Here is a 22,652-nt window from a genome sequence, read left to right as displayed (position 1 = left end):
TGCGAGCGGAGCGAGCCACGAAGGGTTCGTCGCCCTTCGTGGCTCGTCGCTTGCGCTCCTCGCACCTCAGGGATCGGTGGTCGGATCGCCCCTCATGCACGGGCGACTGTTGCCTTATTGTGCACCGGTCTGGTCGCCGGCGGGCTCGGGATCGGTGACCGTCACCATGGCGGTGCGGATCACCTTCTCGCCCAGGCGGTAACCGCAGCGGTACACCGCGCCGATGACCGGGTGGTCACCGGTGCCGTCGTGCTGGACCGCTTCGTGGAGTTCGGGGTTGAACTCGTCACCCGCGGCACCGAAGGACTTGAGACCTTCGGCGTTCAGCACTGCGGCCAGCTTGTCGGCGACGGCCCGAAGCGGGCCGGTCTCGAGATCGCCGTGCTCGCGGGCACGGTCGAGGTCGTCGAGAACCGGGAGGAGCTTGTCGATCAGGATCTGCTTGCCGTAGGCAACCGATCCCTGCTTCTCCTCGGCAGCTCGTCGCCGGAAGTTGGCGAACTGGGCGCGTTCCCGCTGCAGGTCGGCCGTCAGCTCGACGAGCCGGGCGTCCGTGGACGCCCCGTCGGCCGGCTGCTCGGTGTCGGACTCGTCCACGACGGGTTCGGCGTCGGCCGGGCCGGGGCCGGCGGCCGGCTCGTCGCGCACCTCACCCGTTTCCGGGTCGATGCGACGACGGTCGGTCACCGTCACCGGCTCCTCGCCGGACCCATTCGACGAATGGGATCCTGCGGTCACTTGTTCTCCTTGGTGTCGGCGTCGTCCACGACCTCGGCGTCGACGACATCGGAATCGTTGTCGGCGGCAGCACCGGCCTCACCGTCGGCGGACTCCGCAGCGGCGCTGGCGTAGATCGCCTGGCCGAGAGCCTGCGACTCCTCCGACAGCTTCTCGATCGCGGTCTTGATCGCGGCCGAGTCGGTGCCCTTCAGCGCTTCCTTCGCGTCGTTGACCGCGGCCTCGACCTTGTCCTTCACATCGGCCGGGACCTTGTCCTCGTTGTCCTTGAGGAACTTCTCGGTCTGGTGGACCAGCGACTCCGCCTGGTTGCGGGTCTCGGCCTCCTCGCGACGCTTGCGGTCCTCGTCGGCGTGCGCCTCGGCGTCCTTGATCATGCGGTCGATCTCGTCCTTGCTCAGGCCGGAACCGTCCTGGATGCGGATCGAGTTCTCCTTGCCGGTGCCCTTGTCCTTCGCGGTGACGTGCACGATGCCGTTGGCGTCGATGTCGAAGGTCACCTCGATCTGCGGGACACCCTGCGGCGCAGGCGCGATGCCGCCCAGCTCGAAGCTGCCGAGCAACTTGTTGTGCGAGGCGATCTCACGCTCACCCTGGTACACCTGGATCTGCACCGACGGCTGGTTGTCCTCGGCCGTGGTGTAGGTCTCCGAGCGCTTGGTCGGGATGGTGGTGTTGCGCTCGATCAGCTTGTGCATCACGCCGCCCTTGGTCTCGATACCGAGGGACAGCGGGGTGACGTCGAGCAGCAGCACGTCCTTGACCTCGCCGCGGAGAACGCCGGCCTGCAGGGCGGCGCCGACGGCGACGACCTCGTCCGGGTTGACGCCCTTGTTGGGCTCGCGGCCACCGGTCAGTTCCTTCACCAGGTCGGTGACGGCCGGCATACGGGTCGAACCACCGACGAGCACGACGTGGTCGATGTCGCCGACGGAGATGCCCGCATCCTTGATGACGGCCTGGAACGGCGCGCGGGTGCGCTCGAGCAGATCAGAGGTGATCTTCTGGAACTCGCTGCGCGACAGCTGCTCGTCGAGGAACAGCGGGTTCTTGTCGGCGTCGACGGTGATGTAGGGCAGGTTGATCGAGGTGCTCTGCGAGCTGGACAGCTCGATCTTGGCCTTCTCGGCAGCCTCACGCAGACGCTGCAGGGCCATCTTGTCCTTGGTCAGATCGACGCCATGCTGGCTCTTGAACTTCTCGACGAGCCAGTCGACGACGCGCTGATCCCAGTCGTCACCACCGAGGTGGTTGTCACCAGAGGTCGCGCGGACCTCGACCACACCGTCGCCGATCTCGAGCAGCGAGACGTCGAAGGTGCCGCCACCGAGGTCGAAGACCAGGATGGTCTGTTCCTTCTCGCCCTTGTCGAGTCCGTAGGCCAGGGCGGCCGCGGTGGGCTCGTTGACGATGCGCAGAACGTTGAGGCCGGCGATCTGGCCGGCTTCCTTGGTGGCCTGACGCTGGGCGTCGTTGAAGTACGCGGGGACGGTGATCACGGCGTCGGTGACGTCCTCACCGAGGTAGGCCTCGGCGTCGCGCTTGAGCTTCATGAGCGTGCGCGCGCTGATCTCCTGTGGGGTGTACTTCTTGTCGTCGATCTCGATCGTCCAGTTGCCCTCACCCATGTGGCGCTTGACCGAGCGGATGGTGCGGTCGACGTTGGTGACCGCCTGATTCTTGGCCGGCTGACCGACGAGTACCTCGCCGTTACGCGCGAAGGCGACGACGGACGGCGTGGTCCGCGACCCTTCGGCATTGGCGATGACCGATGCTTCGCCACCCTCGAGCACCGAAACCACGGAGTTGGTGGTGCCGAGGTCGATTCCAACAGCACGAGACATGTTTGGCTTCCTCCTAGTTTGTGGGTGTGCACCCCAGTCGGTGTGCACTCAAGTCGTTGTGCCCCCGCGGTCGGACGCGGGGATGATGTCCGAACCCTGCGCGAGGCGGACTTCAGTGCGTCCGACTCATGTCCTACTGAACTCGGGGCGATGAGTCAAACCTACTTGAGTCTAGACCGCTCAGGTTTCTCGAAGTGTGTAACGGGGGCCCTTCCCGGTTTGTTCCCGGGTCACAGGAAAAAGTTGAGCGAATTTCGCTCAACCCCTGTGGTCCTTGACACACCAGGCGCCGACGGGCAGATTTCAACAGGAAGCAAGCGATTCCACTTCGACGACCCGCGAGGACCTTCCCCATGACGCTGCCCCGCCCGACGACCGCCGAAGCCGGCCCCTCCCCCACACGCCCGTACCGGATCGCGGTGTGGGGTCCCGGCGAGGTCGGCGGCGCGGTCATCCGTGCCGCGATCGCCGACCCGGCGTTCGAGGTCGTCGGCGCGCTGGTGCACAACCGCAAGAAGGAGGGCAAGGACATCGGTGAGCTGGCGCGTACCGATCCGATCGGGATCGCCGCCACCAGGGATCGCGAGGCGTTCAAGGCGCTCGACGTCGACTGCGTCGTCCTCACCCCGGCACCGGCCGCAGTGATCAAGGGACTCGACGACGACGTCATCGACCTCCTCGAGTCGGGGAAGAACGTGGTGGCCACCGCCGCGTATCACAACGTGTCGATGCCCAACTGGCTCAGTCCGTTCCGCAAGTCCCCCCAGCGCATGCTCGAGGCCTGCCATACCGGCGGCGCCACCCTGCACGGGACCGTGCGTACATCCGACGTTCATCGTCGAACGGGTGGCGATGACGATGGCCAAGGCGATGTCGTCGGTGAGCCATGTGCGGTCTGTGGAAGCGGTCGACTTCTCGCGCGCCGGTTCGATGTGGGGCGGCCTGGACGCTCTGGGTTTCGGCGCCGACCCGGACTCCCTCAGCGCCGAGTCCCCGGTCGCGCGTGGCGGCGACAGCTACTACGGCGACCTCACCGGCAACGTCGCGCACGCGTTGTACGGCGCGGACAGTACCGAGGTCAGGGTCGAGACCTCGCTGCGCGGAATCCCCGCCGAACGTGACGCCCAGGTCGGGGCGACGACCATCAAGAAGGGCACCGCCGCCGCCCTGCACCTGACCCATCGCGGCCACCTCGGCGACCATCACTTCTTCACCAACGAGGAATGCTGGTATCTCGCTCCGGAACTCGTGTACCGGGGCGACGACCTGCCGTTCGGCGGCTTCACCAGCCCGATCGCCTACACACTGGTCATCAGCGGGGAACCGGCCGAGATGCGCCCCCAACTCGAGTTCGGCATCGGGACCGGCCATACCAATCCGATCACCACCGCGTCGGTCCGCGCCGTTCTCGACGCCATCCCGGCGGTCGTCGAGGCCGAGGCGGGCATCCTCGTCGACGACGTGGGTCCCCACTACCGTCACGACGACCGGGTCCGACTCCCGTGAGCGAGGAGTCGGCGAGCGGCGCGCGGCCCGAGGTCGCCGCGTGGAACGGTCTGGTCGACGCACTGCGGACCGCCGGCGACAAGCTCGCCGCCGACACCGGCGGACCTCGATCCGGCCGAGCAGGCCGACGGGTTCCGCGCCCTGATGCGCGGGTTGTCGAATCAGTTGTCGCGCTTCGAGGTCGATCGTGAACGGCCCGAACTGGTGCCGTTCAACGGGTGGCGTCACAAGTTCCTGATGGACAACCCCGATTTCCGGTACTGGGTCACCGAGGTGCGCGGTGACCGCGCGTACCGCATCCGCGGCAACCGCGGCGATGCGTCGTACGTGTCGGTGACCGTCTACCGGCGGACGGGCGGCATCGGTTCGGAGGCAACGGCTCGAATCGACAGCGATGCCATCGGATTCGACGACGACGGCGGCTTCGAGATCGTCCTCGGCGGTACCGCACCGGGCGCAGGCGACTGGCTGGAGTTGCCGGAGAAGTCCGGTGTCATCTGGGTACGGTTCTTCCACGACGACGTCGACCGGGACGAATTGGGCTGGTGCAGAATCGAACCGGTGGCCGAGACAGCCGTACCACCGTCGATCGATCCGGGGAGGTTCGCGACCTCGTTGGGCACCCTCGCGGCCACGACCTCGATGCTGCCGACGATCTTCGAGATCTCGACCAAGGACGATCTCAATCCACCGAATGCCCTGCGGCACTGGTCGGAGATGGCCGGTGGTGCCGTCTTCACCGAACCCGGAATCCATTACGTCCGCGGCGGTTGGCAGCTCGGACCCGGCGAGGCGCTGGTCATCGAAGGGGAGGTCGTCGACTGCCGGTATTGGAACATCCTGGCCTACAGCCGCTTTCTGAACTCCCTGGACTTCCGGTATCGGCCGGTTTCGTACACGGGCGCGACCGCAACGGTCGTCGACGGTCGGTATCGGTTCGTGGTCGCTGCGGAGAATCCGGGCGGTTCGGGCGACTGGATCGATTCCGAGGGACGCGACTTCGGGATCATCGTGATGCGTTTCCTGCAGCCGGCCGCGCCCCCTCCCCTGCCGTCCGCTCGGGTTGTCCCGCTCGTCGAACTGCGAGGTGAGTGATGGTGAAGTGGACGCCGCCGCAGCGGAGTGAGGTCGCCGAGGACATCTACGCGGCCGCGGAAGCCGATCGGCTTGCCCGCCCCGAGCGGTACCGGCTGGGGGTCGAGGCAACCGACGCGATCGTCGAACGGGCCACTGCCGAGCACGGTGTCGAGGGGTTGGGCGACCCGGCGCTGTGGCGGCCTGGCTTGGAGCGGTACCTGGCTTCGGCAGCCGAGGACGGGCGTCTGAACGCAGTCGGCGTCCGCAATGCGCAGGACGCGGTGATCGGGAAGCTACGGGCGCGCTCCATCTTCGACAAGACCCTGGTGGAGAACCCGGAGGTGGCCGAGCGCGCGGTGCTCCCGCCGATCGTGATCATCGGCGGGTGGCGCACCGGGACGACGTTCCTGTACCGGCTGATGGCCCGCGACCCCCGGCTCCGCGCACCGCGGCCCGTGGAGTTGTACGCCCCGTGGCGGGTCGCGAAGCTGTCCCCGGAAGAACGCGAACGGTTGATCGAGACCCAGGCCGCCGAGCCCAACCCGCTGCACCTGCTGAATCCGGCGATGGCCGCGGTCCACGATTCCGGACCGGCGCTCCCCGAGGAATGCGTACTCGGCATGGGAACGACCATGCGCAACTGGGCATTCAGCTCGACGATGCGCCTCGACAGCTACTCCCGGTGGCTGGCAGACCAGGACTTCGCCGGTGAGTACGCAGCGCATCGGACGATGCTGCAGATCCTCGACGACGGCTCCCGACGACGCTGGCTGCTGAAGGCACCGGCCCACACGCCCGAGCTGGTCGACCTTGCCCAGACATATCCCGGCGTCTGCATCGTCCATCTGCATCGCGACGTCGTGGAGACCGTGGCGTCGGGCGCGAGCCTGTTCGCGACCTACCGCTCGACCTACAGCGACGAGGTCGACGGCCATGACGTCGGTCGATTCCAGATCGAGCAGTCGGAGTTGTGGTTCCGGCGTGCGCTCGAGTTCCGCGACTCCCGCGCGGCCGGATCGGCGACAGTCGTCGACATCGACTACCAGGACCTGGTGTCCCGGCCCGCAGAGACCATCGAACGGGTTTATGCAGCAGCCGATCTCGATGCTCCAGACGTGGCGACGATGCTCGCCGAGCACAACGCGGAACAACCGCGTCACGGGAAGGGCAGACATCGGTACAGCCCCGAGGAGTTCGGGATCGAGCCCGACGCGCTCAGGGAACGGATGGCGCTCTACACCGATGGCGTCGCCGAATGGACGTCGAGCCCCACCCCACGGTGATCGCCGGGTCGCGGATCCCGCAACGTCGGGTTGCACTTGGGTCTCCGTCCGTCGGGTTCCCGGTAGAGCTGTCTCATGCGGCGCTACCGTCGGATATTCCGATGTCGGGAGGTCGAGATGGGCGAGACCACATCGAGTGTCACACGGTGGGCGCCCTGGCGCGTGGCACCGGCCTCGGGATTCGAGGTCGACGACCCGACCGGTAGAGGCAGCGTCGGTGTCGTCCAGATCAACGAGCGACAATTCGTCGTCCTCAACACCTTTCGATATTCGGACGAGGTCGTCGAGAACGACCTGCTCACCAAGCTGGTTCGCGGTGACATGGAGGAACCGGAGGCCCGTGCGGCGATCGACAAAGCCCGGACGTTCGTTCCGCGCGAGGACAATCCGACAGACCTGGCATCGGTGCCGCGTTTCATGCGCTGGTTCGAGGACTCGTACGGAAGGCACTCCCTCGCTGCGTTGATCCACGACGAACTCATCACCGACACCGTCAATTCGGGCGCGCTCGGCAGCGACACCCTGTCCGACCGGTTCTTCCGGGAGATGATGCGAACCTCTGGGGTCCCGTGGTTGAAGCGCTGGATCATGTGGTCGGCCGTGGCACTCCGGACCCGTTGGGTTGCAGGTGGTTACCGTCGCTGGAGCATCGTGTTGTGGTTGTTGTTGAGCGTGGTGGGGATCACCGCGACCGTCGGCTCCGCGGGCGCGCTTCTGGTCGACTGGCCGTGGCCGGTGTCGTCGCCGGGCTGGTCGCTCGTGGTGGCGCTGTTGATGATCCTCGTCGCCGCGCCACTGTGGGGACGCCAGTGGGCCGCCAGTCTGATCGCGGCCGTCGGCGCGTTATGGCTGGTGCCTGCCGCTGCCGTGACGAGTCTCGCCTGGGTGGTGTACCGCGTGCTGGAGTGGACCGCCCGCACGGTGGGGCTTCGATGACGAGAAGCGAGGCACCGTCCGGCTTGTTCCGGACGATGCCCCGCTCCTGTATCTGCCTCAGGCCGCGTTGACCTGTTCTCCTGCTGCGGGTTCCAGAGCCTGCGCGACGATCTCGGCGACGTCGGTCATCGGACGCACGTCGAGGGCGTCGAGGACCTCGGCCGGCACGTCGTCGAGGTCGGGCTCATTGCGCTGCGGGATGAAGACGGTCTTCAGCCCGTTGCGCTGTGCGGCAAGCAGTTTCTGCTTGACCCCGCCGATCGGCAGGACGCGACCGTTCAGCGTGACCTCTCCGGTCATGCCGACCTCGGCGCGCACCCGTCGGCCCGTCGCCATCGACACCAGCGCGGTGACCATGGTGACGCCCGCACTCGGACCGTCCTTGGGCACCGCTCCGGCCGGAACGTGCACGTGGACGGTCTTGTTGAGCGACTCGGGGTCGACGCCGAGCTGTTCGGCATGCGCCCGCACGTAAGACAGCGCGATCTGCGCCGACTCCTTCATCACGTCGCCGAGCTGGCCGGTCAACTTGAGTCCGGGCTCGCCGTCGGTGGCGTTGACCTCGATGAAGAGGACGTCGCCACCCATTCCCGTGACGGCGAGACCCGTTGCGACACCGGGCACTGCGGTCCGCTCGGCCGATTCCGGGGTGAACCGGGGCCGGCCGAGGTAGTCGCGCAGGTCGGGCTCGTCGATGGTGATCGGTGCCGTGACACTCTCCTGAGCGAGGTTGGTGGCTGCCTTGCGCAACGCCTTGGCGAGTAACCGTTCGAACTGTCGCACACCGGGTTCCCGGGTGTAGTTCGCCGCGATCTCGCGGAGCGCCGCGTCGGTCACGGTCACCTCGTCGGTGGTGAGTGCCGCACGCTCGGCCTGCCTGGGCAGCAGGTAGTCACGGGCGATGGCCACCTTGTCGTCCTCGGTGTAGCCGTCGAGGGTGACGAGCTCCATGCGGTCGAGCAGGGCCGACGGGATGTTCTCGATGACATTGGCGGTCGCGAGGAACAGGACGTCGGACAGGTCGAGGTCGAGATCGAGATAGTGGTCGCGGAAGGTGTGGTTCTGCGCGGGGTCGAGGACCTCGAGCAGCGCCGCGGCCGGGTCGCCCCGGTAGTCCGAGCCCACCTTGTCGATCTCGTCCAGCAGCACAACGGGATTCATCGAGCCAGCCTCGCCGATGGCGCGCACGATGCGGCCGGGCAGTGCACCGACATAGGTTCGACGGTGACCGCGGATCTCCGACTCGTCGCGCACACCGCCGAGGGCGACGCGCACGAATTTACGCCCCAGTGCCCGGGCGACGCTCTCACCGAGTGACGTCTTGCCGACGCCGGGCGGGCCGGCGAGCACCATGACGGCACCCGATCCGCGTCCACCGACAACCTGCAGGCCGCGTTCGGCGCGACGGGCACGCACCGCCAGGTATTCGACGATCCGGTCCTTCACGTCGTCGAGGCCGTGGTGGTCGGCGTCGAGGATCTCGCGGGCACCCTTGATGTCCGTGGAGTCCTCGGTGCGCGTGTTCCACGGCAGGTCGAGGACGGTGTCGAGCCAGGTGCGAATCCACCCGGTCTCGGGCGACTGGTCGCTGGCGCGCTCGAGCTTGCCCACCTCGCGCAGTGCGGCTTCGCGCACCTTCTCGGGCAGGTCGGCCTCTTCGACGCGCGACCGGTAGTCGTCCGCCCCCTCGGGCTCGTCCTCACCGAGTTCCTTGCGGATGGCGGCGAGCTGCTGACGGAGCAGGAACTCCTTCTGCTGCTTGTCCATCCCCGCGCGGACGTCTTCGGCGATCTTCTCGCTGACCTCGGACTCGGCGAGATGGTCGCCGGTCCACTCGATCAACAGCCGCAGCCGCGCGGCGGTGTCCGGCGTCTCGAGGAGTTGGCGCTTCTGCTTGTCGGTGAGCCAGGACGCGTAGCCCGAGGTGTCGGCGAGATTCGACGGGTCGGACATCTTGTTGACGGCGTCGATGAGCTGCCACGCCTCGCGGCGCTGCAGCATGGCCAGCACGAGCTTCTTGTATTCGCCGGCCAGGGTCCGCACCTCATCGGTGACCTCGGGGTCGGTGACCTCGGTGGCCTCGACCCACAGCGCGGCCCCGTGACCGGGGGTTCCCGCCCCGATCTGCGCACGCTTCTCACCCTTGACGACGGCCGCCAGACCGCCGCCCGGGATGCGCCCGACCTGCACGATCGAGGCGATCACCCCGTACGTGGGGTACCGGTCGTCTAGGCGCGGGGCGACCAGCAGCTTTCCGCTCTCGCTCGCCCGGGCGACGTCGACGGTGGCCTGAGCTGCATCGTCGAGCGGGATCGGCACGACCATGCCGGGCAGGACGACGACGTCCGGGACGAAGAGGACCGGCAGTGAATATGTCTTGGACTGATCAGCTTGGGACATGAAACCTCCAGAGTTAAGTCTGATCGGCTCAACTGAGATGGCTGGAAGTTTGTTCCCGACTGATTTATGCCAGGGGCGAACGGGGTGAGGTCAACGAGCGAGCGCCGCCCAGTGGTGATGCCACCGAGGGCTCAACACTCCCAGGTGAATCCGTCCGGGTCGCTGAACTGCCCGGCGTCGCCGCCGACCACCAGCCGATGCGACCCGGCCCCCGCAGGGTCGACGCCGGCGTCCTTCGCCGCGGCCTTGCGGCCGTACAGCGCGAGCTTCACCGAGCCCGGGTCGTTCTCGAACTCGACATACTTGCGGCCGTAACTCTTCCCGACCGTGAATCCACGCTCGACGTAGAACTGCTTGGTGGCGGCAACGTCGTCGACGCCGAGGAGTAGGACCAGGTCGTCGGCCCTGCGCGCGGGTGCACCGGTCGGCTTCTTCGACGAGCCGGCGACCTTCCAGATCGTGCCGTCGGGCGCCTGGACCACGCCGCCGTAGCCCCAGAAGGACCTTCTGGCGGGTTTGAGCACGGTGGCGCCGGCGTCGACCGCGGGTTCGAGGAAGGAGTCGACGACCGTCGGGTCGGCAACCACGAGCGAGATCACGAAGCCGCGGAAGCCTTGGCTGGGTGATTCGGCTACTCGGAACCGAAGTCGGTCGCCGAGTCCGAAAGCCTTGTCGTAGAAGACCTCCGCCGTGCTGAGGTCGGGAACTTCGAGGGTGAGTGCGTTGATGTTCGTCATGCTTCGACGCTATGGGGCGTCGAACTGCCTCCGCTTCTCGATTCCTGACCGATCAGCAGGCGGGCCGCTCAGCCGGGAAGGTCGACGAGGCGGGTCGCGAGTACGACGACCTGAGCGACGACCAGTACCGCCAGCGCGACGGCGAACGCCGCCGCCGTGATGACCACTCCCGCGGAAGCCTTCAGCGCATCCCACACCGACTTCAGCGTCATGACCGTTCTCCGAGGCGCGTCGTGGCGAACGAGTGGACGATGGACGGGTGTCGGCGGACCGACATCGAGTCGAGGGGCATGGGCTGACCTCCGTGCGGACAAATATCCCGGACGACAGTGTCCGGGATCACATATGTATCACACATTTACTAGGTACCGCGACCAAATTTCGACTGTCGCCGCCCAAGGATGAGTCAGACAAATCGCCCTCCCGGCCAGTCCTTGACCGCAACGGCCACGAACCACCGGGAACGCAACGCACACGTCACCATCCGAGGAGCCTGCATGTCGATCCTGTCCCCCACCACCGCCCGTCAGCCGTTGGGGCGCGCGATCGCCCGGATCGCGCTCGGAGCGATCCTGGCGATCGCCGGCATCGGTCATCTGACCGCGCAGCGCGAGGAGTTCCAGGCGCAGGTCCCCGACTGGGTTCCCTTCAGCAAGGACTTCGTGGTGCTGGCGTCGGGTGGGGTGGAGATCGCGCTGGGTGCGGCGCTCATCGCCCTGCCGCGGCACCGCAAGATCGTCTCGTGGATCGTGGCGGCGTTCTTCGTCGCGGTGTTCCCCGGCAACATCCATCAGTACGTCGAGCACATCGACGCCTTCGGTCTCGACTCCGACCAGAAGCGCCTGACGCGTCTGTTCTTCCAACCCGTACTGGTGCTGTGGGCGATCGCGGCTGGAACCGGGAAGCGTTCTGACTAACCGTCTTGTAGCTCGAAGCCGCGGTCACCGCGGTTTCGAGCTATGAGTTGGCTGCGCGTTCACGGGTGCAGGCGTCCTGACAGGCGGTGTCCACCCCGGCCCGGACCTGCGGCCGGAAGCCCGCACCGGAGCTGATCGTCAGCGCGGCGACGAGCCCGCCGACGGCACAGAAGGCCGCGCAGATGTACATCGCCGTCCGGAATCCGTCGCCGAGCGGCTCGCCGGGCCCGGCGTCGATCCCGGCCACCGCGGGCAACACCGCCACGGCCAGCAGCCCGGCGACGCGAGCCACCGCATTGTTCACGCCCGACGCGGTGCCGGCGAGGGCGTCGTCGACCGCTCCCAGCGCGGCCGCGGTCAGCGGCGCGACGGTCACCGTCATGCCGAGCCCGAACAGCAGGACGCCCGGCAGCACCTGGGCCAGGTAGTCCGTGCCCGGTTGCACGCGCGCCATCAACGCGAAGCCGCCGGCGGCGATGAGCGGGCCGACGGTCATCGGCAGCCGCGGCCCGGTGGTCTGGGCGAGCCTTCCCACGAGTGGGGACCCGAACAGCATGATGAACGTACTCGGGAACATCGCCGCGCCCGCTTCGAAGGCCGAGTAGCCCAGACTCTGCTGCAGTTGCAGAGCGAGCAGGAACAGCGCTCCGCCCAGCGCTGCGTACACCAGCAGCGTCGTCAGGTTGGCGCCGGTGAACTGCGACGAGCGGAACAGTCTCAGCGGCAACAACGGTGACCGCACGTGCGTCTCGATGACCGCGAACGCGAGAAGCACCGCCACACCCGCAAGGCCCGCGACGATCGTTCCGGTCGACCACCCGCGCGACGGGCCCTCGATCAGCGCGTAGATGACGCCTGCGAGACCGAGGGTCATCGTCACGGCTCCCGCGACGTCGAGCCGCCTCGGCGCAGACGGATCGCGCGACTCCGGCACATGTCTGATCGCGATGACCAGCGCACCCAACGCCAGAGGCACACTCAGGAAGAACGCCCAGCGCCACGACGCCGCGTCGACGAGCCAGCCGCCGACGAACGGCCCCAGTGCACTGGTCGCACCGGACATCCCGGCCCACAACCCCACCGCCGCACCACGATCCGAGGGCGCGATCTCCGCGTTGATCAGTGCCAGGCTGCCGGGCACGACGGCCGCCGCGGCGACACCCTGGACGAGCCGGGCGACCACCAGCCATTCGACGGTCGGGGCCATTCCGCAGCCGATCGTCGCCACCGCGAACATCGCCAGGCCGCCGGTGAAGACCAGCCGACGGCCATAGCGGTCGCCGGCGACACCGCCCAGCAGCAGGAGTGAGCTCAGGGTCAGCAGATAGCCGTCGAGCACCCACTGTTGTCCCCGGAGTCCGGTGTCGAGGTCACGTGCGATGGCCGGCAGTGCGACGTTCACGACCGTGCCGTCGAGGAATGCGACGCCGGACCCCAGGACCGCCGCGACGATCAGCCATCGGCCCGCCGTCGACGCAGCCGGTATCCCGCCTGGGACTGCATCCGCCGGACGGTTCGCGGTCATGCCTGCCTTCCCGACGCCTCGGGTCGCTGTCTACCCAGGGTCGGGGCCGGAACGCGTACGCGCAACCACCGCCGGCGCGGGCAGACGTCAGCTCGACGGGCAGACTTCGATCGAGGTCTGGCAGTCGACGTGAGGTCGACCGGTGGCGGCAGGTCATCGCACGTCGGCAGCGACGGCGTCCACCTGCCCGACGAACTGGTGACCGCCGGTCTCGTAGCGGTGCAGCTGCACGTCCGGGAGCAGTGCCGCGTTGAGGTCCAGGTGCCCGATCGGGACCTCCTCGTCGTCGACGCAGTGGTGCAGGGACAGCGCGACGCCGCGCGGCGGTTGTCCGTCGAAGTCGTACTCGTCGACGTCCCATCCGTCCGGCCCCCAGTTCGGCATCGCCAGGAGGACGGCGCGTCTCGGTCCGGCGTACCCCGGCTCGGCCAGCACATGGAGCAGGATCGTCGCGCCGAACGAGTGCGCGACCAGCAGGTCGTCGGCGCCCAACGTCGACAACCGGGTGCGCAGCGGATCCGCCCAGGCCTGCAAGGACATGTCGCCACTGGAAAACTCAGGCATGTCGACCGACAGGCCGAGGGCGTCCCCGAGACCGTCGGCGATCCGGCGGTCGTCGGTGAAACCACCCGCGCCGTGGATGAACAGCAGTCGTTGTGGGGTCATACGGGTAAGGACCTGCCGCGAGGCGGTTTCTCACCGGCACTCACCCGCCTTGGTCGGCTACTTCGCCAGCTTCTCGGCCAGCCAGTCCACGGTCTGCATGCCGAACAGGTCGGTGCCCCAGCCGTAGAGGTTGGTGAGGAACCGGACCATGCTGGGCTTTTCGCGGCCGGTCAGACGCGGCTCGGCGTAGAAGGGGTCGCCGGAGACGAGCGGATCGATGACCTCCTGAGGGCTGGCGAGACGGCCGTCGCGCAGCGCGCCGACGACGAAGCCGTTCAACACCTCGTCGAGGCCCGGCGTCCGGTTGGGTGCGGCGGTGGCCGGTGCGACCAATCCGATACCCGACAGGACCAGAACCAGCACGGCCACGAGCGAGGCGCGTCGGGAGATGCGCGAGAAGGATGAGATCACTGGTAGGTCACCTTGATCGAGGTCAGGACCGACTGCATCAGCGGCAGCAGAATACGGGTGGGTCGGTGCGTTTCCATCTGCTCGAAGTACGGAGCCCTCATGGCTGCGCTCAGTGCCGGCCAGTTGTACTCGACCTGCTTGCGGAACTTCGGCAGAAGCTCGGTGGAGATGTAGACCCAGCGGTCCTCGTAGACCGACCAGTTCCATTCCGGCAGTGGAAGACTCACGATCACCTTACGGCCGTCGGGCGCACGGCCCGGCACCGTCAGCAGACGGATGTCGCGCGGCGGGACCACACCGGCAACCGACGGCGCGGCCGCCACGGTGCTGCCGTAGGTCATCGCCTCGCCGACGTCGCCCTTGTAGTTGCGGGTGGCGTCCCACTGCTTCGCGATGACCTCGCCCTGTTCACGCTGCAGCAGTCGGGCATTGCCGGCCGCGACCGCGGCGGGTTCCTTGGAGGCGATGCCCTCCCAGGCGCGCATGATCTCGTCGTCGAAGAGGCCCGCGGCGTTCATCTCCCGGAGCGCGGACAGGCCGCCCACGACGTACGCGCGATGCATCGGCATCAGGTCGGAGAAGATGTTCTTCTGCATCACCAGGATCTGGCCCTGGACCTGGCGCAGATCGTCGGCGGTGATCTGTGCGCCCACGCGAGCCAGCGCGCGCAGTCCGCCCGGCAGACTGTTGACCGCCTGCGGTCCCGCGAGTTCGTTGGCGCGGGCCACGATCGCGTGTGCGACGGGCTGCAGCCGGCTGAACTCGAAGATCTCGGTGGCGTCCTTGTAGTCGAGCAGGCCACCGCCGAAGTCGCCGCCGACCAGGCCGCCCATCCCGGCCCACTGCAGTTCGCGATGGGCGAGCTGCAGATCCTCGTAGTAGCGGTAGGACTTCAGCAGATTCTGATGATTGGCGCCGACGCCGTCGCGCGGGTTCCACGATGCGAGGTCGATGCCGGCGCGAGTCGTGGTCTCGACGAGCCAGTACTGGAACAGCAACGCCTCATACGACGACGGGTCGAGTCCGCGATCGCGGGCCTGGTCGACCAACCGCTGCAGAGTGCTGGCATCCGTCGGCAGCGCCGGGTGCACACCGCCCGGCCCCTGCGACGCATCACGATTGACCAGCGGCAGGTTCAGATACCGCGAGAGGGAGTCGGCGGTTGCCGCACCCCCACCGACCAGCGAACCGAGCGCGACGACAACTGTCACCGCCGCGCAGACCGACACCCGTACGACCCTGGTCACGACGCTCCCGTTCAGGCCCCCGACCATCACGGCCGAATCACATTCGTATAACTGGAGGGAATCTAGTCGTTGATGTAGTCAGACGGCAATTCGACATCGGTAAATCGGGAGGAATCCCCCGAAATACGTTCGGCCGGACCAAGATTCTGGCAGGAAGCTCTCAGAACAGCGCCCTGAGGCGCTCCAGGTCTTCCTCCACCGTGCGGGTGTCCTGGTCGAACTCCGCGTCGGACATCGCCAGCTGCCGCAGAGTGAACACCACCTCGGCCCCCTCCGGATGGGGCAGCACGCGAAGCGGATTGTGCACGGTGTCGCCGTTCGGGAGGATCACGTCGTGGTCGACGACCCCGAGAGTGTTCCGCGGAACGAACCGGACCGTCACGGTGCCCATCGGCGACTCGGCCAGGAGGTCGTCGCCGCGTCGGACGACCTCGGAACTCGCGAGTCCGGCCGCCCACTTCGGGAGATTGCCGGGATCGGAGACGAAGTCGTACACCAGGTCGGCGGACGCACCGATCACCGTGCTCACATGACGACTCCGCATGGCGAACAGTATTCCGCGTTTGGTGGCACACATGACGGGGAACCTGGAATGGTCACGACTACGGGGGTCACCCCATGCGAACCGTGACGACGAGCGACTCCACCACCGACGGGATCAGAATGAACCACGACGCGAACCCACGAACGACCCGGCCGACAGGCATGATCACCAGACTGGGCATCGTCGCCGCCTCCCTGATCGCGGCCGTCGCCGGGTCGGTGATCGCCGGGAGCCCGGCGGCCGAGGCCAGGCCGGGCTGCCCCGACGTCGAGGTCGTGTTCGCACGCGGGACCATCGAGCCCGCGCCACCGCTGGGACTGACCGGTCTGTCGTTCGTCGAGGCCGTTCGGAGCCAGCTGCCGGGCAAGTCGGTGGCCGCCTACGGCGTCCCGTACCCGGCGAGTGACCAGTTCGGCAACCGCCTGAAGTTCGCCCAAACCGTCGCCGACGGGGTCCGCACCACGCAGAACCGCGTGAAGTACTTGTCCGCCAAGTGCCCGGGCACCAAGGTCGTTCTCGGCGGCTACTCCCAGGGCGCCGTCGTCGCGGGGTATGCGGTCCACGCCGGCCTGGACCTGCCGGCGCGGTACGCCGCCTACGACCGTTTCGTCCCGCCGCCGCTGCCGGCGTCCCTCTCGCGCAACGTTGCGGCGATCGTCTTCTTCGGAGCCCCGTCGGATCGCTTCATCACCGACATCGGAGCGCCCCCGGTGCGGGTGTCGACCCCCTACCGCGGCAAGACGGTGCGCTACTGCGTCGCCGGTGACACCATCTGCGACGGCTCGCCGGTCGGCGGCCCGAACGCCCTGCACACGCTCTACTCGGTCAACGGCATGACGCTCGACGCCGCGCGCTTCGTCGCCCGACGCGCCTGACTGCCGCTCAGGGAGCGGAGCTCTCCCCCGCGACGCCGCCCATCGTCCGGGAGACCAGCTGCGAGATACGCACGTCCCTGTCGTGATTCAGGTGTTCGAGCATCAGCAACCGAGCCTTTTCAGCCGATCCGCCGATGATCGCCGACAGGATCTGCTCGTGTTCGCTGACCGAACTCTCGAAGCTCTCGCGGCCGGTCGGGGTGAACCACGGTGCACTGACCTTGATCTGGTCGCGCAGGTCTCGTTCCATGTCGTAGATCGTCTGGTTGTGTGCGGCGCGGAGCACACAGTCGTGGAAGACGTTGAGCGCCTGCCGAATATCGGCGGGTTCGGTGTAGTTCGAACTCAGCGCCAACGCTTCCTTGAGTCGTGCGATGTCGACCGGCGTGTGACGCTCAGCGGCCGCCGCGGCCGCACTCGACTCGAGAATGGCCCGCACCTCGAAGATCTCGAGCATCTCCTCGTCGCCGCGGATGCGCAGGACAAAACCCCGAGACGCCGCGACCAGCAGTCCCTTGCGTTCGAGCAGCCCCAACGCCTCCCGAACAGGAGTCCGCGACACCCCGAACTCCTCGCTCAACGCCTGCGGGATCAGTGTCGCTTCGGCCGGGTAGTGGCCGTGCGTCAGCCGCTCGTGCAGCGCTTCGTAGACCGCGTCGCGGGCGCTCTTCATCGGCGGTCACCTTCCGTGGGGTCGTGCGGGGCGGGCAGACGAACCCCTCGATCCTCGCAGACAGACCGGCCGTGACACCGCACGTGTTGCGGTGGGCCTCCCAGCCGGTGGCCGTGTCCGGGCGCGACAGGGCTCATCGTGGATGCGGACCCGTCACCAGCGGGAGTTCGGGATGAGCGCGCCATTCACTCATCGATCCGTCATAGACACGAGGTAGCGGGTATCCGGCCTCGGCAAACGCCAAGGCGGCTCCGGCCGCGTTGATCCCGCCGCCGCAATAGAGGATCACCTCGGAACCGGCGTCGATCCCGGATGCCCGCAGTGCCTTTCGGGTTCGGTCGGTCGAGAACGTGCCGTCGTCGTTCAGCAGGTCGGGGTAGGGCACGCTCACGCTGCCGGGGATGTGGCCGGGACGCGCGCCGCCGGACTCACCGGTGTAGTCGGGGGTGCGGAGCGCACACACGAGCGTCGTGGACGATTGTTCGTCGACGGCCACCGCCCGGACCTCGTCCAGGTCGGCGAATGCCCGGCCGGTGAGATCGCGCAGGTGGACGTCGATGCGCGGTTCGGTGGTCTCACCCGATGCATCGCCATCGGCCACCGGGTACCCCTGGTCCACCCACTGGGCGAAACCGCCGTCGAGCACCCTGGCCCGGTCGAACCCGAAGGACCGCAGCACCAGCCACACCCGCGCCGCATACGCACCGCTGAGCTGGTCGTAGACCACGATCTCGTCCGACGGCGTGATGCCCAGTTGCTGTGCCGCCGAGGCCATCTGCGCCACAGTCGGCCGCGTGAAGGGGACCGCCGCCGCGGGATCGGAGAAGACCGCGAAAAGGTCGGCGAACCGCGCTCCCGGGATGAGGGCGGTGCGGAACACCTCACCACCGGGGGCGAACACGGTCTGCCCGTTGTCGTCGACCGAGCGTTCGACACTCGCGTCGAGGACGATCGTCGAATCCAGCCGGCGATGAAGCCATCCGGCGGACACGAGGGCGGTCTCGGTACCGGTCACGCACCTGCCCCACCAGTTGCGGCGTCGGCGACGCTCTTGGCGCGGTTGCGCCATTCACCGCGTTCGGGGCGCGCGAGACCGAGATTCTCGCGCAGGGTGTCGCCCTCGTACTCGGTGCGAAACAGCCCGCGCCGCTGCAGTTCCGGCACCACGAGGGTGGCGAAGTCCTCGAAGGCTGCCGGGACGTGCGTCGCCTGGATCATGAAACCGTCGGCCGCACCGGCGTCGAGCCACTGTTCCATCGTGTCGACGATGTCGGTGGCCGAGCCGATCATGTTGCCCTCGGTGCGGGCGCCGTACCAGCGCCCGATCTCGCGGACGGACAGGTTCTCCCGCTCGGCGAACTCCACGACCTCGCGGTAATGGCCTTCCACACCAACCACTTCGAGCGAAGGCAGCGGACCGTCGAGGTCGTACTTCGTGAGGTCGACGTTGACGTGATAGGCCAGTCGAGACAGGCCCGCCTCGTGGTCGACGAGATCGAAGAACGCCTCGTGCTTGGCCATCGCATCGCGGTAGTCGGTGCCGACGACGGTGGTCGCGGCGGGCAGGATCTTGAGCTGCTCGGGATCTCGACCGTGGGCTGCCGCGCGCTGCTTCATGTCCTGGTAGAAGGCGACCGCACTGTCGAGCGACTCGTGACCGCAGAACACGACATCGGCCCAGCGAGAGGCGAAGTCACGGCCCGTCGGCGACGCGCCGGCCTGGACGATGACCGGATAGCCCTGCGGCGGGCGCGGGACGCCGAGCGGTCCCTGAACCCGGAAGAACCGACCCTTGTGATCGATGGCCTCCACCTGATCGGGATGACCGAAGCGGCCCGACGCCTTGTCTCGGATCAACGCGTCGTCGGACCAGGAGTCCCACAATCGGGTGGTGACCTCGAGGAACTCCTCGGCTCGCGCGTAGCGCTCCTCACGGTCGGGAAGCTTGTCCTGGTTGAAGTTCTGCGCCTCCGCATCCTGGAAGCTGGTCACGACATTCCACCCGGCGCGACCGCCACTCAGGTGATCAAGGGTGCCCATGCTGCGAGCGAGGTTGTAGGGCTCCTGGTAGCCGGTCGACATCGTCGCGGCCACCCCGAGTTTCGTGGTCACCGAACTCATCAGCGTGATAACCGTCATCGGGTCCAGACGCGGTGTGCCCGAACCGAATCTGACGGCCGGAGCGAAGGAGCCGCCCAGGCTGCGCGGTACGGCGAGCGCATCGGGCACGAACGCCATGTCGAAGCGCGCCGCCTCGAGAACCCGCGCGATGTGCTGGTAGTGCTCGGCGGTGAGGAAACCGTCACCGGCGTCCGGGTGCCGCCAACCGACCGTCCCCTGCGGACCGGCGTTCATGAACGCGGCCAGATGAATCTTCTTGCTGGGCATCTCATTCGCTCCTTTGCGAGTGATCGGCGATGGGCGGTTCGGCAGACGTCGGAGGCGGTCGGCGTCAGAGGAGGGAGAGTTCGTCGACAAAGGCGATGGCGAAGGAGGCGGTGCCGGTCGCACGCTCACCGGCCCGCTTTCCGGCGGTTGCGAACGCCGCATGTGCGGCCGCCGCGGCAGTGAACGGATCGACGACAGCGCAGAATGCCGCACTGAGTGCACCCAGACTGCATCCGGTCCCGGTGACCTGCGGCATCTTCGCGTCGCCACCGGGGACGGCGGTCGCGCGACCCGCCGGGTCGCAGAGATAGTCGACCTCACCGGACACCGCGACGACCGCGTCGAGACGCCGGGCGAGCGACGCGAGGATCGCGTCGTACTCGCTCGCGCCGGCACCGATCGCCACCGGATCGAGCACCCATGGAGTACCGGCCTTGTGCGCCGTCGCGGCCGCCTCGTCGAGCTCGTCGGTTGTCACCGACGACATCAGGGCCGCACCGTTGATCCAGACGGCGCCGGCACCGGCGGGGAACGCAGCGGCCCACCCGGGCGCTGACCCGATGGCGGGGCCGGCACCCAGCGCGAGGAGCACGTTGGCACTCAGGTTCGCCGCGACGTAGTTGGTGAGGCCGTAGACGAACGGCGCCTTCTCCCGAAGGCGTGCGATGGCTGTCTTCACCTCGGACGACTCGATGGTCGTCGTCTCCATCTCCACCTTCACTCCTTGGTTGATCCAGTCTGGGATGCCCGATTCACGACGCCAGGTGATCGCACGGCGACAACTGCATTTAGTTGTATACAGTTGGATGCGGAGTTCGCCAGCGAGGTCGTACTTGAATTCACGCCGGGTTGAAACGAGCCACGCGGCCTCACTCCGATCCGCCCCGACCTGGGCGACGATGGATGCCATGCGTGACCTCACACCCGACGACCTCGGAGTGCTCCTGTCGGTGTTCGCCGTCCTCCTGCTGGTCTTCATCCCGGGCACGGTCGCCATGCTGTGCGTCGTGATACTCACCGTCGAGACCGTCGTCTCGCGGACCTCGGACGCCTGGCGAGGCTAGCCGAACCGGGCAGGGGCGAGGAGTGCGACGATCGCCCGCGCGAGTCCGCGGCGGGCCAGCACCTGATCCTGGAAGCTGCCCAGTTGCTTCTCCGACACCAGACCTCGCATGGCGCCGGGCAGGAACGCCGCGACCTCCCGGACACGTTCCGGGTCGACGTCGAGGTCGGCGAAGGCGCGCTGACAGGATTCGGTCCAGGACGGCCCCCACGAGGCGAACTCGGCTGCGGTCTTGGGGAACAGTCGCCGGAGTTCGTCGGGATCGCGCGGCAAGGCGGCCCGCAGTGTCTCGATCGCGCGGGATTCCGGCGCGGTCAGTCCCTCGTACATGAGCTCGATGATCGCCTCCACCCGTTCGCCCAGTGGCGCTTCGGGTTTCACACTGACAGGTAGGTCGCCACGCTGTTCGGCGGTCCGGTGCAGCACCGCCGCCCAGAGGCCGTCGATGTCGTCGAACTGATACTTGATCACACCCCAGGTGGCGCCGATGTCCTTGGCGATGCGGTTGCCCGACACCGACGCGGGGTCACCCGAGGCCAGCGAACTGATCGCGGCGTCGAGCATCGCCTCGCGGGTGGCCTGGCCGCGACGGTTCACGCGGCGGGCGGCAGCCGCCGCAGTAACCGGCGGCCGACCGGCTTCGACGGGTGGCATGGACGCTGATGGTATCCGTTGCGAACCCACCCTCGACCCTGCCGCTCGGCGAAGACCCGGCCGCTCAGCTCGCGGCACCCTCCAACCGGGGAGGCGTCGATGCCGAGTACATGACCCGATGGATCTCGGCGGTGAAGTCGTCTGCCGCCTCGATGTTGGAGGCATGACCGGTGTCGAGCACGACGAGCTGGTCGAGGTAGCCCCGGATCGAGAGCGTGTGGGCGATGCGCTGGGTCATCGCGTGCGGCAGCAACAGGTCATGGCGTCCACCGATGACCGTGGTGGGCACCGTGATCGCCTCGGCACCCACGGGTCCGAGAGCCAGCCGGGTGAGCCCGACCGCGGCCTTCGCGCGGGCGGCCGGGTCGCAGGAGCGTGTCATCGCGAGGACGAAGGCGGCGTGGTCGACGGTCGCGGACCGGCCGTTGAGGATGCGGGTCCGGACAAGGCTGCGGGCGAACCGGCCGCCGGGCAGCGGGAAGGGCACCGAGAGGGCTGCCTGCGGGAGCCATGCCGGCGCCTTCCACAGGTTGTTGAGCAGCGGCAGGACGCGTGTCTCGTCCACGATCCCGCCCCACGTCGTGTTCGCGAGAACCAGCGCGGAGGCGTGTTCCTCGACCCGGTCGCGGTGACGGTACGCCCAGGACTGCACGGTGATGCCGCCCATGCTGTGGCCGACGAACACGGCCTTCGACCCGACCGGCACGGACTGGTCGACCACCGTCTGGAGGTCGTCGGCCAGCACGTCGGCGTCGAACGTGCGGCCGCCCCACGTGCTCTCCCCGTGGCCCCGCTGGTCATAGGCGATGACGTGGTAACGCTCGGCGAGGGCGTTGATCTGTGGGTTCCAATACTCGATGCAGCACGACCAGCCGTGGATCAGGACCAGGACCGGAGCATCGGCCGGACCGTAGTGGTGGACCCGAAGCCGGGCACCGTCGTCGGTGAGGGCCCAGGAGGCGCGTTCGGGCGCACGCGAGTTGTACAGCGCGTTCTCGAACTGCTGATTGCGCAGCCGGCGACGGGCCTCAGCCGGTCGTACCAGTCCGGTCAGCGCCAATCGTGCAGCGCCGATCCCTCCACCTGCGTTCATCTCGGCCTCCCGGCGTCATTGCTGTAAGCCACGTCACAGCACCGGTTCAATGATACAAACCAGCGTTGAATGTTC

22 protein-coding genes and 2 pseudogenes are annotated in these 22,652 nt (G+C 67.7%); 8 read left to right on the top strand and 16 right to left on the bottom strand.

All coding sequences use genetic code 11. The annotated features are described in order from the left end of the window. Window positions 1–114: 114 nt before the first annotated feature. Complete coding sequence (grpE, locus tag C5O27_RS06940) at window positions 115–738, bottom strand: nucleotide exchange factor GrpE (protein WP_127962273.1); 624 nt, start codon at window positions 736–738, stop codon at window positions 115–117. Continuing rightward, the gene (gene dnaK, locus C5O27_RS06935; protein ID WP_035752900.1) at window positions 735–2,582 is read right to left on the bottom strand and encodes a molecular chaperone DnaK; all 1,848 of its coding nucleotides are present in this window, start codon (window positions 2,580–2,582) and stop codon (window positions 735–737) included. Before dnaK ends, grpE begins: the two co-directional genes overlap by 4 nt. Window positions 2,583–2,935: 353 nt before the next feature. Here dnaK and C5O27_RS22935 point away from each other — a divergent pair. The 5 genes and pseudogenes from C5O27_RS22935 to C5O27_RS06915 form a co-directional block, all read left to right on the top strand. Continuing rightward, window positions 2,936–3,169 (top strand): annotated as a pseudogene (locus tag C5O27_RS22935) (hypothetical protein); the annotation flags it as partial. 259 nt (window positions 3,170–3,428) lie between these two features. After that, window positions 3,429–4,088, top strand: a complete 660-nt coding sequence (locus C5O27_RS22930) for a hypothetical protein (RefSeq protein ID WP_244216657.1) — start codon at window positions 3,429–3,431, stop codon at window positions 4,086–4,088. After that, window positions 4,085–5,183 (top strand): annotated as a pseudogene (locus C5O27_RS06925) (DUF1214 domain-containing protein). Before C5O27_RS22930 ends, C5O27_RS06925 begins: the two are co-directional and overlap by 4 nt. Then, entirely contained in the window at window positions 5,183–6,448 is a 1,266-nt protein-coding gene (locus C5O27_RS06920) for a sulfotransferase (RefSeq protein ID WP_127962272.1), read from the top strand. Before C5O27_RS06925 ends, C5O27_RS06920 begins: the two are co-directional and overlap by 1 nt. Before the next feature lie 117 nt (window positions 6,449–6,565). Next, window positions 6,566–7,384: a DUF1353 domain-containing protein gene (locus tag C5O27_RS06915; RefSeq protein ID WP_127962271.1), complete on the top strand. Its 819-nt coding sequence runs from the start codon at window positions 6,566–6,568 to the stop codon at window positions 7,382–7,384. 57 nt (window positions 7,385–7,441) lie between these two features. On the opposite strand, the gene lon is transcribed toward C5O27_RS06915, so the two are convergent. The 3 genes from lon to C5O27_RS22715 all read right to left on the bottom strand — a co-directional run bounded on the left by lon (window position 7,442) and on the right by C5O27_RS22715 (window position 10,733). Then, the gene (gene lon, locus C5O27_RS06910; RefSeq protein ID WP_127962270.1) at window positions 7,442–9,784 is read right to left on the bottom strand and encodes an endopeptidase La; all 2,343 of its coding nucleotides are present in this window, start codon (window positions 9,782–9,784) and stop codon (window positions 7,442–7,444) included. 131 nt (window positions 9,785–9,915) lie between these two features. Next, a complete protein-coding gene (locus tag C5O27_RS06905) occupies window positions 9,916–10,521 on the bottom strand; it encodes a VOC family protein (protein WP_127962269.1) in 606 nt (201 codons plus the stop codon). A 68-nt stretch (window positions 10,522–10,589) separates the two neighbouring features. Then, window positions 10,590–10,733, bottom strand: coding sequence for a hypothetical protein (locus C5O27_RS22715; RefSeq protein ID WP_006359874.1), 144 nt, complete (start codon window positions 10,731–10,733; stop codon window positions 10,590–10,592). Between the two features lie 285 nt (window positions 10,734–11,018). Between C5O27_RS22715 and C5O27_RS06900 the strand changes: the two genes are divergently transcribed. After that, on the top strand, window positions 11,019–11,438 hold the full coding sequence (locus tag C5O27_RS06900) for a DoxX family protein (RefSeq protein ID WP_035752906.1): 420 nt from the start codon (window positions 11,019–11,021) through the stop codon (window positions 11,436–11,438). 40 nt (window positions 11,439–11,478) lie between these two features. On the opposite strand, the gene C5O27_RS06895 is transcribed toward C5O27_RS06900, so the two are convergent. From C5O27_RS06895 to C5O27_RS06875, 5 genes are all read right to left on the bottom strand, one after another. Further along, on the bottom strand, window positions 11,479–12,963 hold the full coding sequence (locus C5O27_RS06895; RefSeq protein WP_127962268.1) for a DHA2 family efflux MFS transporter permease subunit: 1,485 nt from the start codon (window positions 12,961–12,963) through the stop codon (window positions 11,479–11,481). Window positions 12,964–13,116: 153 nt separating this feature from the next. Then, on the bottom strand, window positions 13,117–13,629 hold the full coding sequence (locus tag C5O27_RS06890; protein WP_127962267.1) for an alpha/beta fold hydrolase: 513 nt from the start codon (window positions 13,627–13,629) through the stop codon (window positions 13,117–13,119). Window positions 13,630–13,686: 57 nt separating this feature from the next. Further along, window positions 13,687–14,040 carry a hypothetical protein gene (locus C5O27_RS06885; RefSeq protein WP_336619258.1) on the bottom strand — a complete coding sequence of 118 codons (354 nt, stop codon included), beginning with the start codon at window positions 14,038–14,040 and terminating at the stop codon, window positions 13,687–13,689. Beyond that, entirely contained in the window at window positions 14,037–15,314 is a 1,278-nt protein-coding gene (locus C5O27_RS06880; protein WP_127962266.1) for a hypothetical protein, read from the bottom strand. The genes C5O27_RS06885 and C5O27_RS06880 overlap by 4 nt, the downstream gene beginning before the upstream one ends. A 133-nt stretch (window positions 15,315–15,447) precedes the next feature. Further along, window positions 15,448–15,831 carry an SRPBCC family protein gene (locus C5O27_RS06875; RefSeq protein WP_208651448.1) on the bottom strand — a complete coding sequence of 128 codons (384 nt, stop codon included), beginning with the start codon at window positions 15,829–15,831 and terminating at the stop codon, window positions 15,448–15,450. A 161-nt stretch (window positions 15,832–15,992) separates the two neighbouring features. On the opposite strand from C5O27_RS06875, the gene C5O27_RS06870 reads away from it, so the two are divergent. Continuing rightward, window positions 15,993–16,706 carry a cutinase family protein gene (locus C5O27_RS06870; protein WP_127962264.1) on the top strand — a complete coding sequence of 238 codons (714 nt, stop codon included), beginning with the start codon at window positions 15,993–15,995 and terminating at the stop codon, window positions 16,704–16,706. 7 nt (window positions 16,707–16,713) lie between these two features. On the opposite strand, the gene C5O27_RS06865 is transcribed toward C5O27_RS06870, so the two are convergent. The 4 genes from C5O27_RS06865 to C5O27_RS06850 all read right to left on the bottom strand — a co-directional run bounded on the left by C5O27_RS06865 (window position 16,714) and on the right by C5O27_RS06850 (window position 20,476). Beyond that, window positions 16,714–17,379 carry a GntR family transcriptional regulator gene (locus C5O27_RS06865; protein ID WP_042375186.1) on the bottom strand — a complete coding sequence of 222 codons (666 nt, stop codon included), beginning with the start codon at window positions 17,377–17,379 and terminating at the stop codon, window positions 16,714–16,716. A 133-nt stretch (window positions 17,380–17,512) separates the two neighbouring features. Further along, the gene (locus tag C5O27_RS06860; RefSeq protein WP_127962263.1) at window positions 17,513–18,394 is read right to left on the bottom strand and encodes a sulfurtransferase; all 882 of its coding nucleotides are present in this window, start codon (window positions 18,392–18,394) and stop codon (window positions 17,513–17,515) included. After that, on the bottom strand, window positions 18,391–19,767 hold the full coding sequence (locus C5O27_RS06855; protein ID WP_127962262.1) for an LLM class flavin-dependent oxidoreductase: 1,377 nt from the start codon (window positions 19,765–19,767) through the stop codon (window positions 18,391–18,393). Before C5O27_RS06855 ends, C5O27_RS06860 begins: the two co-directional genes overlap by 4 nt. A gap of 64 nt (window positions 19,768–19,831) precedes the next feature. Continuing rightward, window positions 19,832–20,476, bottom strand: a complete 645-nt coding sequence (locus tag C5O27_RS06850) for a hydroxyethylthiazole kinase (protein ID WP_127962261.1) — start codon at window positions 20,474–20,476, stop codon at window positions 19,832–19,834. 199 nt (window positions 20,477–20,675) lie between these two features. Here C5O27_RS06850 and C5O27_RS22710 point away from each other — a divergent pair, with 199 nt between their 5' ends. Continuing rightward, a complete protein-coding gene (locus tag C5O27_RS22710; RefSeq protein WP_164905309.1) occupies window positions 20,676–20,831 on the top strand; it encodes a hypothetical protein in 156 nt (51 codons plus the stop codon). Here the strand turns inward: C5O27_RS22710 and C5O27_RS06845 are convergent. Both C5O27_RS06845 and C5O27_RS06840 read right to left on the bottom strand, forming a co-directional pair. Then, window positions 20,828–21,484, bottom strand: coding sequence for a TetR/AcrR family transcriptional regulator (locus C5O27_RS06845; protein ID WP_127962260.1), 657 nt, complete (start codon window positions 21,482–21,484; stop codon window positions 20,828–20,830). The two genes, C5O27_RS22710 and C5O27_RS06845, sit on opposite strands and share 4 nt — an antisense overlap. A gap of 64 nt (window positions 21,485–21,548) precedes the next feature. Beyond that, window positions 21,549–22,577 carry an alpha/beta fold hydrolase gene (locus C5O27_RS06840; RefSeq protein WP_127962259.1) on the bottom strand — a complete coding sequence of 343 codons (1,029 nt, stop codon included), beginning with the start codon at window positions 22,575–22,577 and terminating at the stop codon, window positions 21,549–21,551. Window positions 22,578–22,652: the final 75 nt, after the last annotated feature.

The sequence above is a fragment of the Gordonia alkanivorans genome, assembly GCF_004011905.1.
Taxonomy (GTDB): Bacteria; Actinomycetota; Actinomycetes; order Mycobacteriales; family Mycobacteriaceae; genus Gordonia; species Gordonia alkanivorans.
The sequence above is the reverse complement of the archived record's forward strand: the minus strand, read 5'-3'. Positions and strand labels throughout refer to the sequence as shown.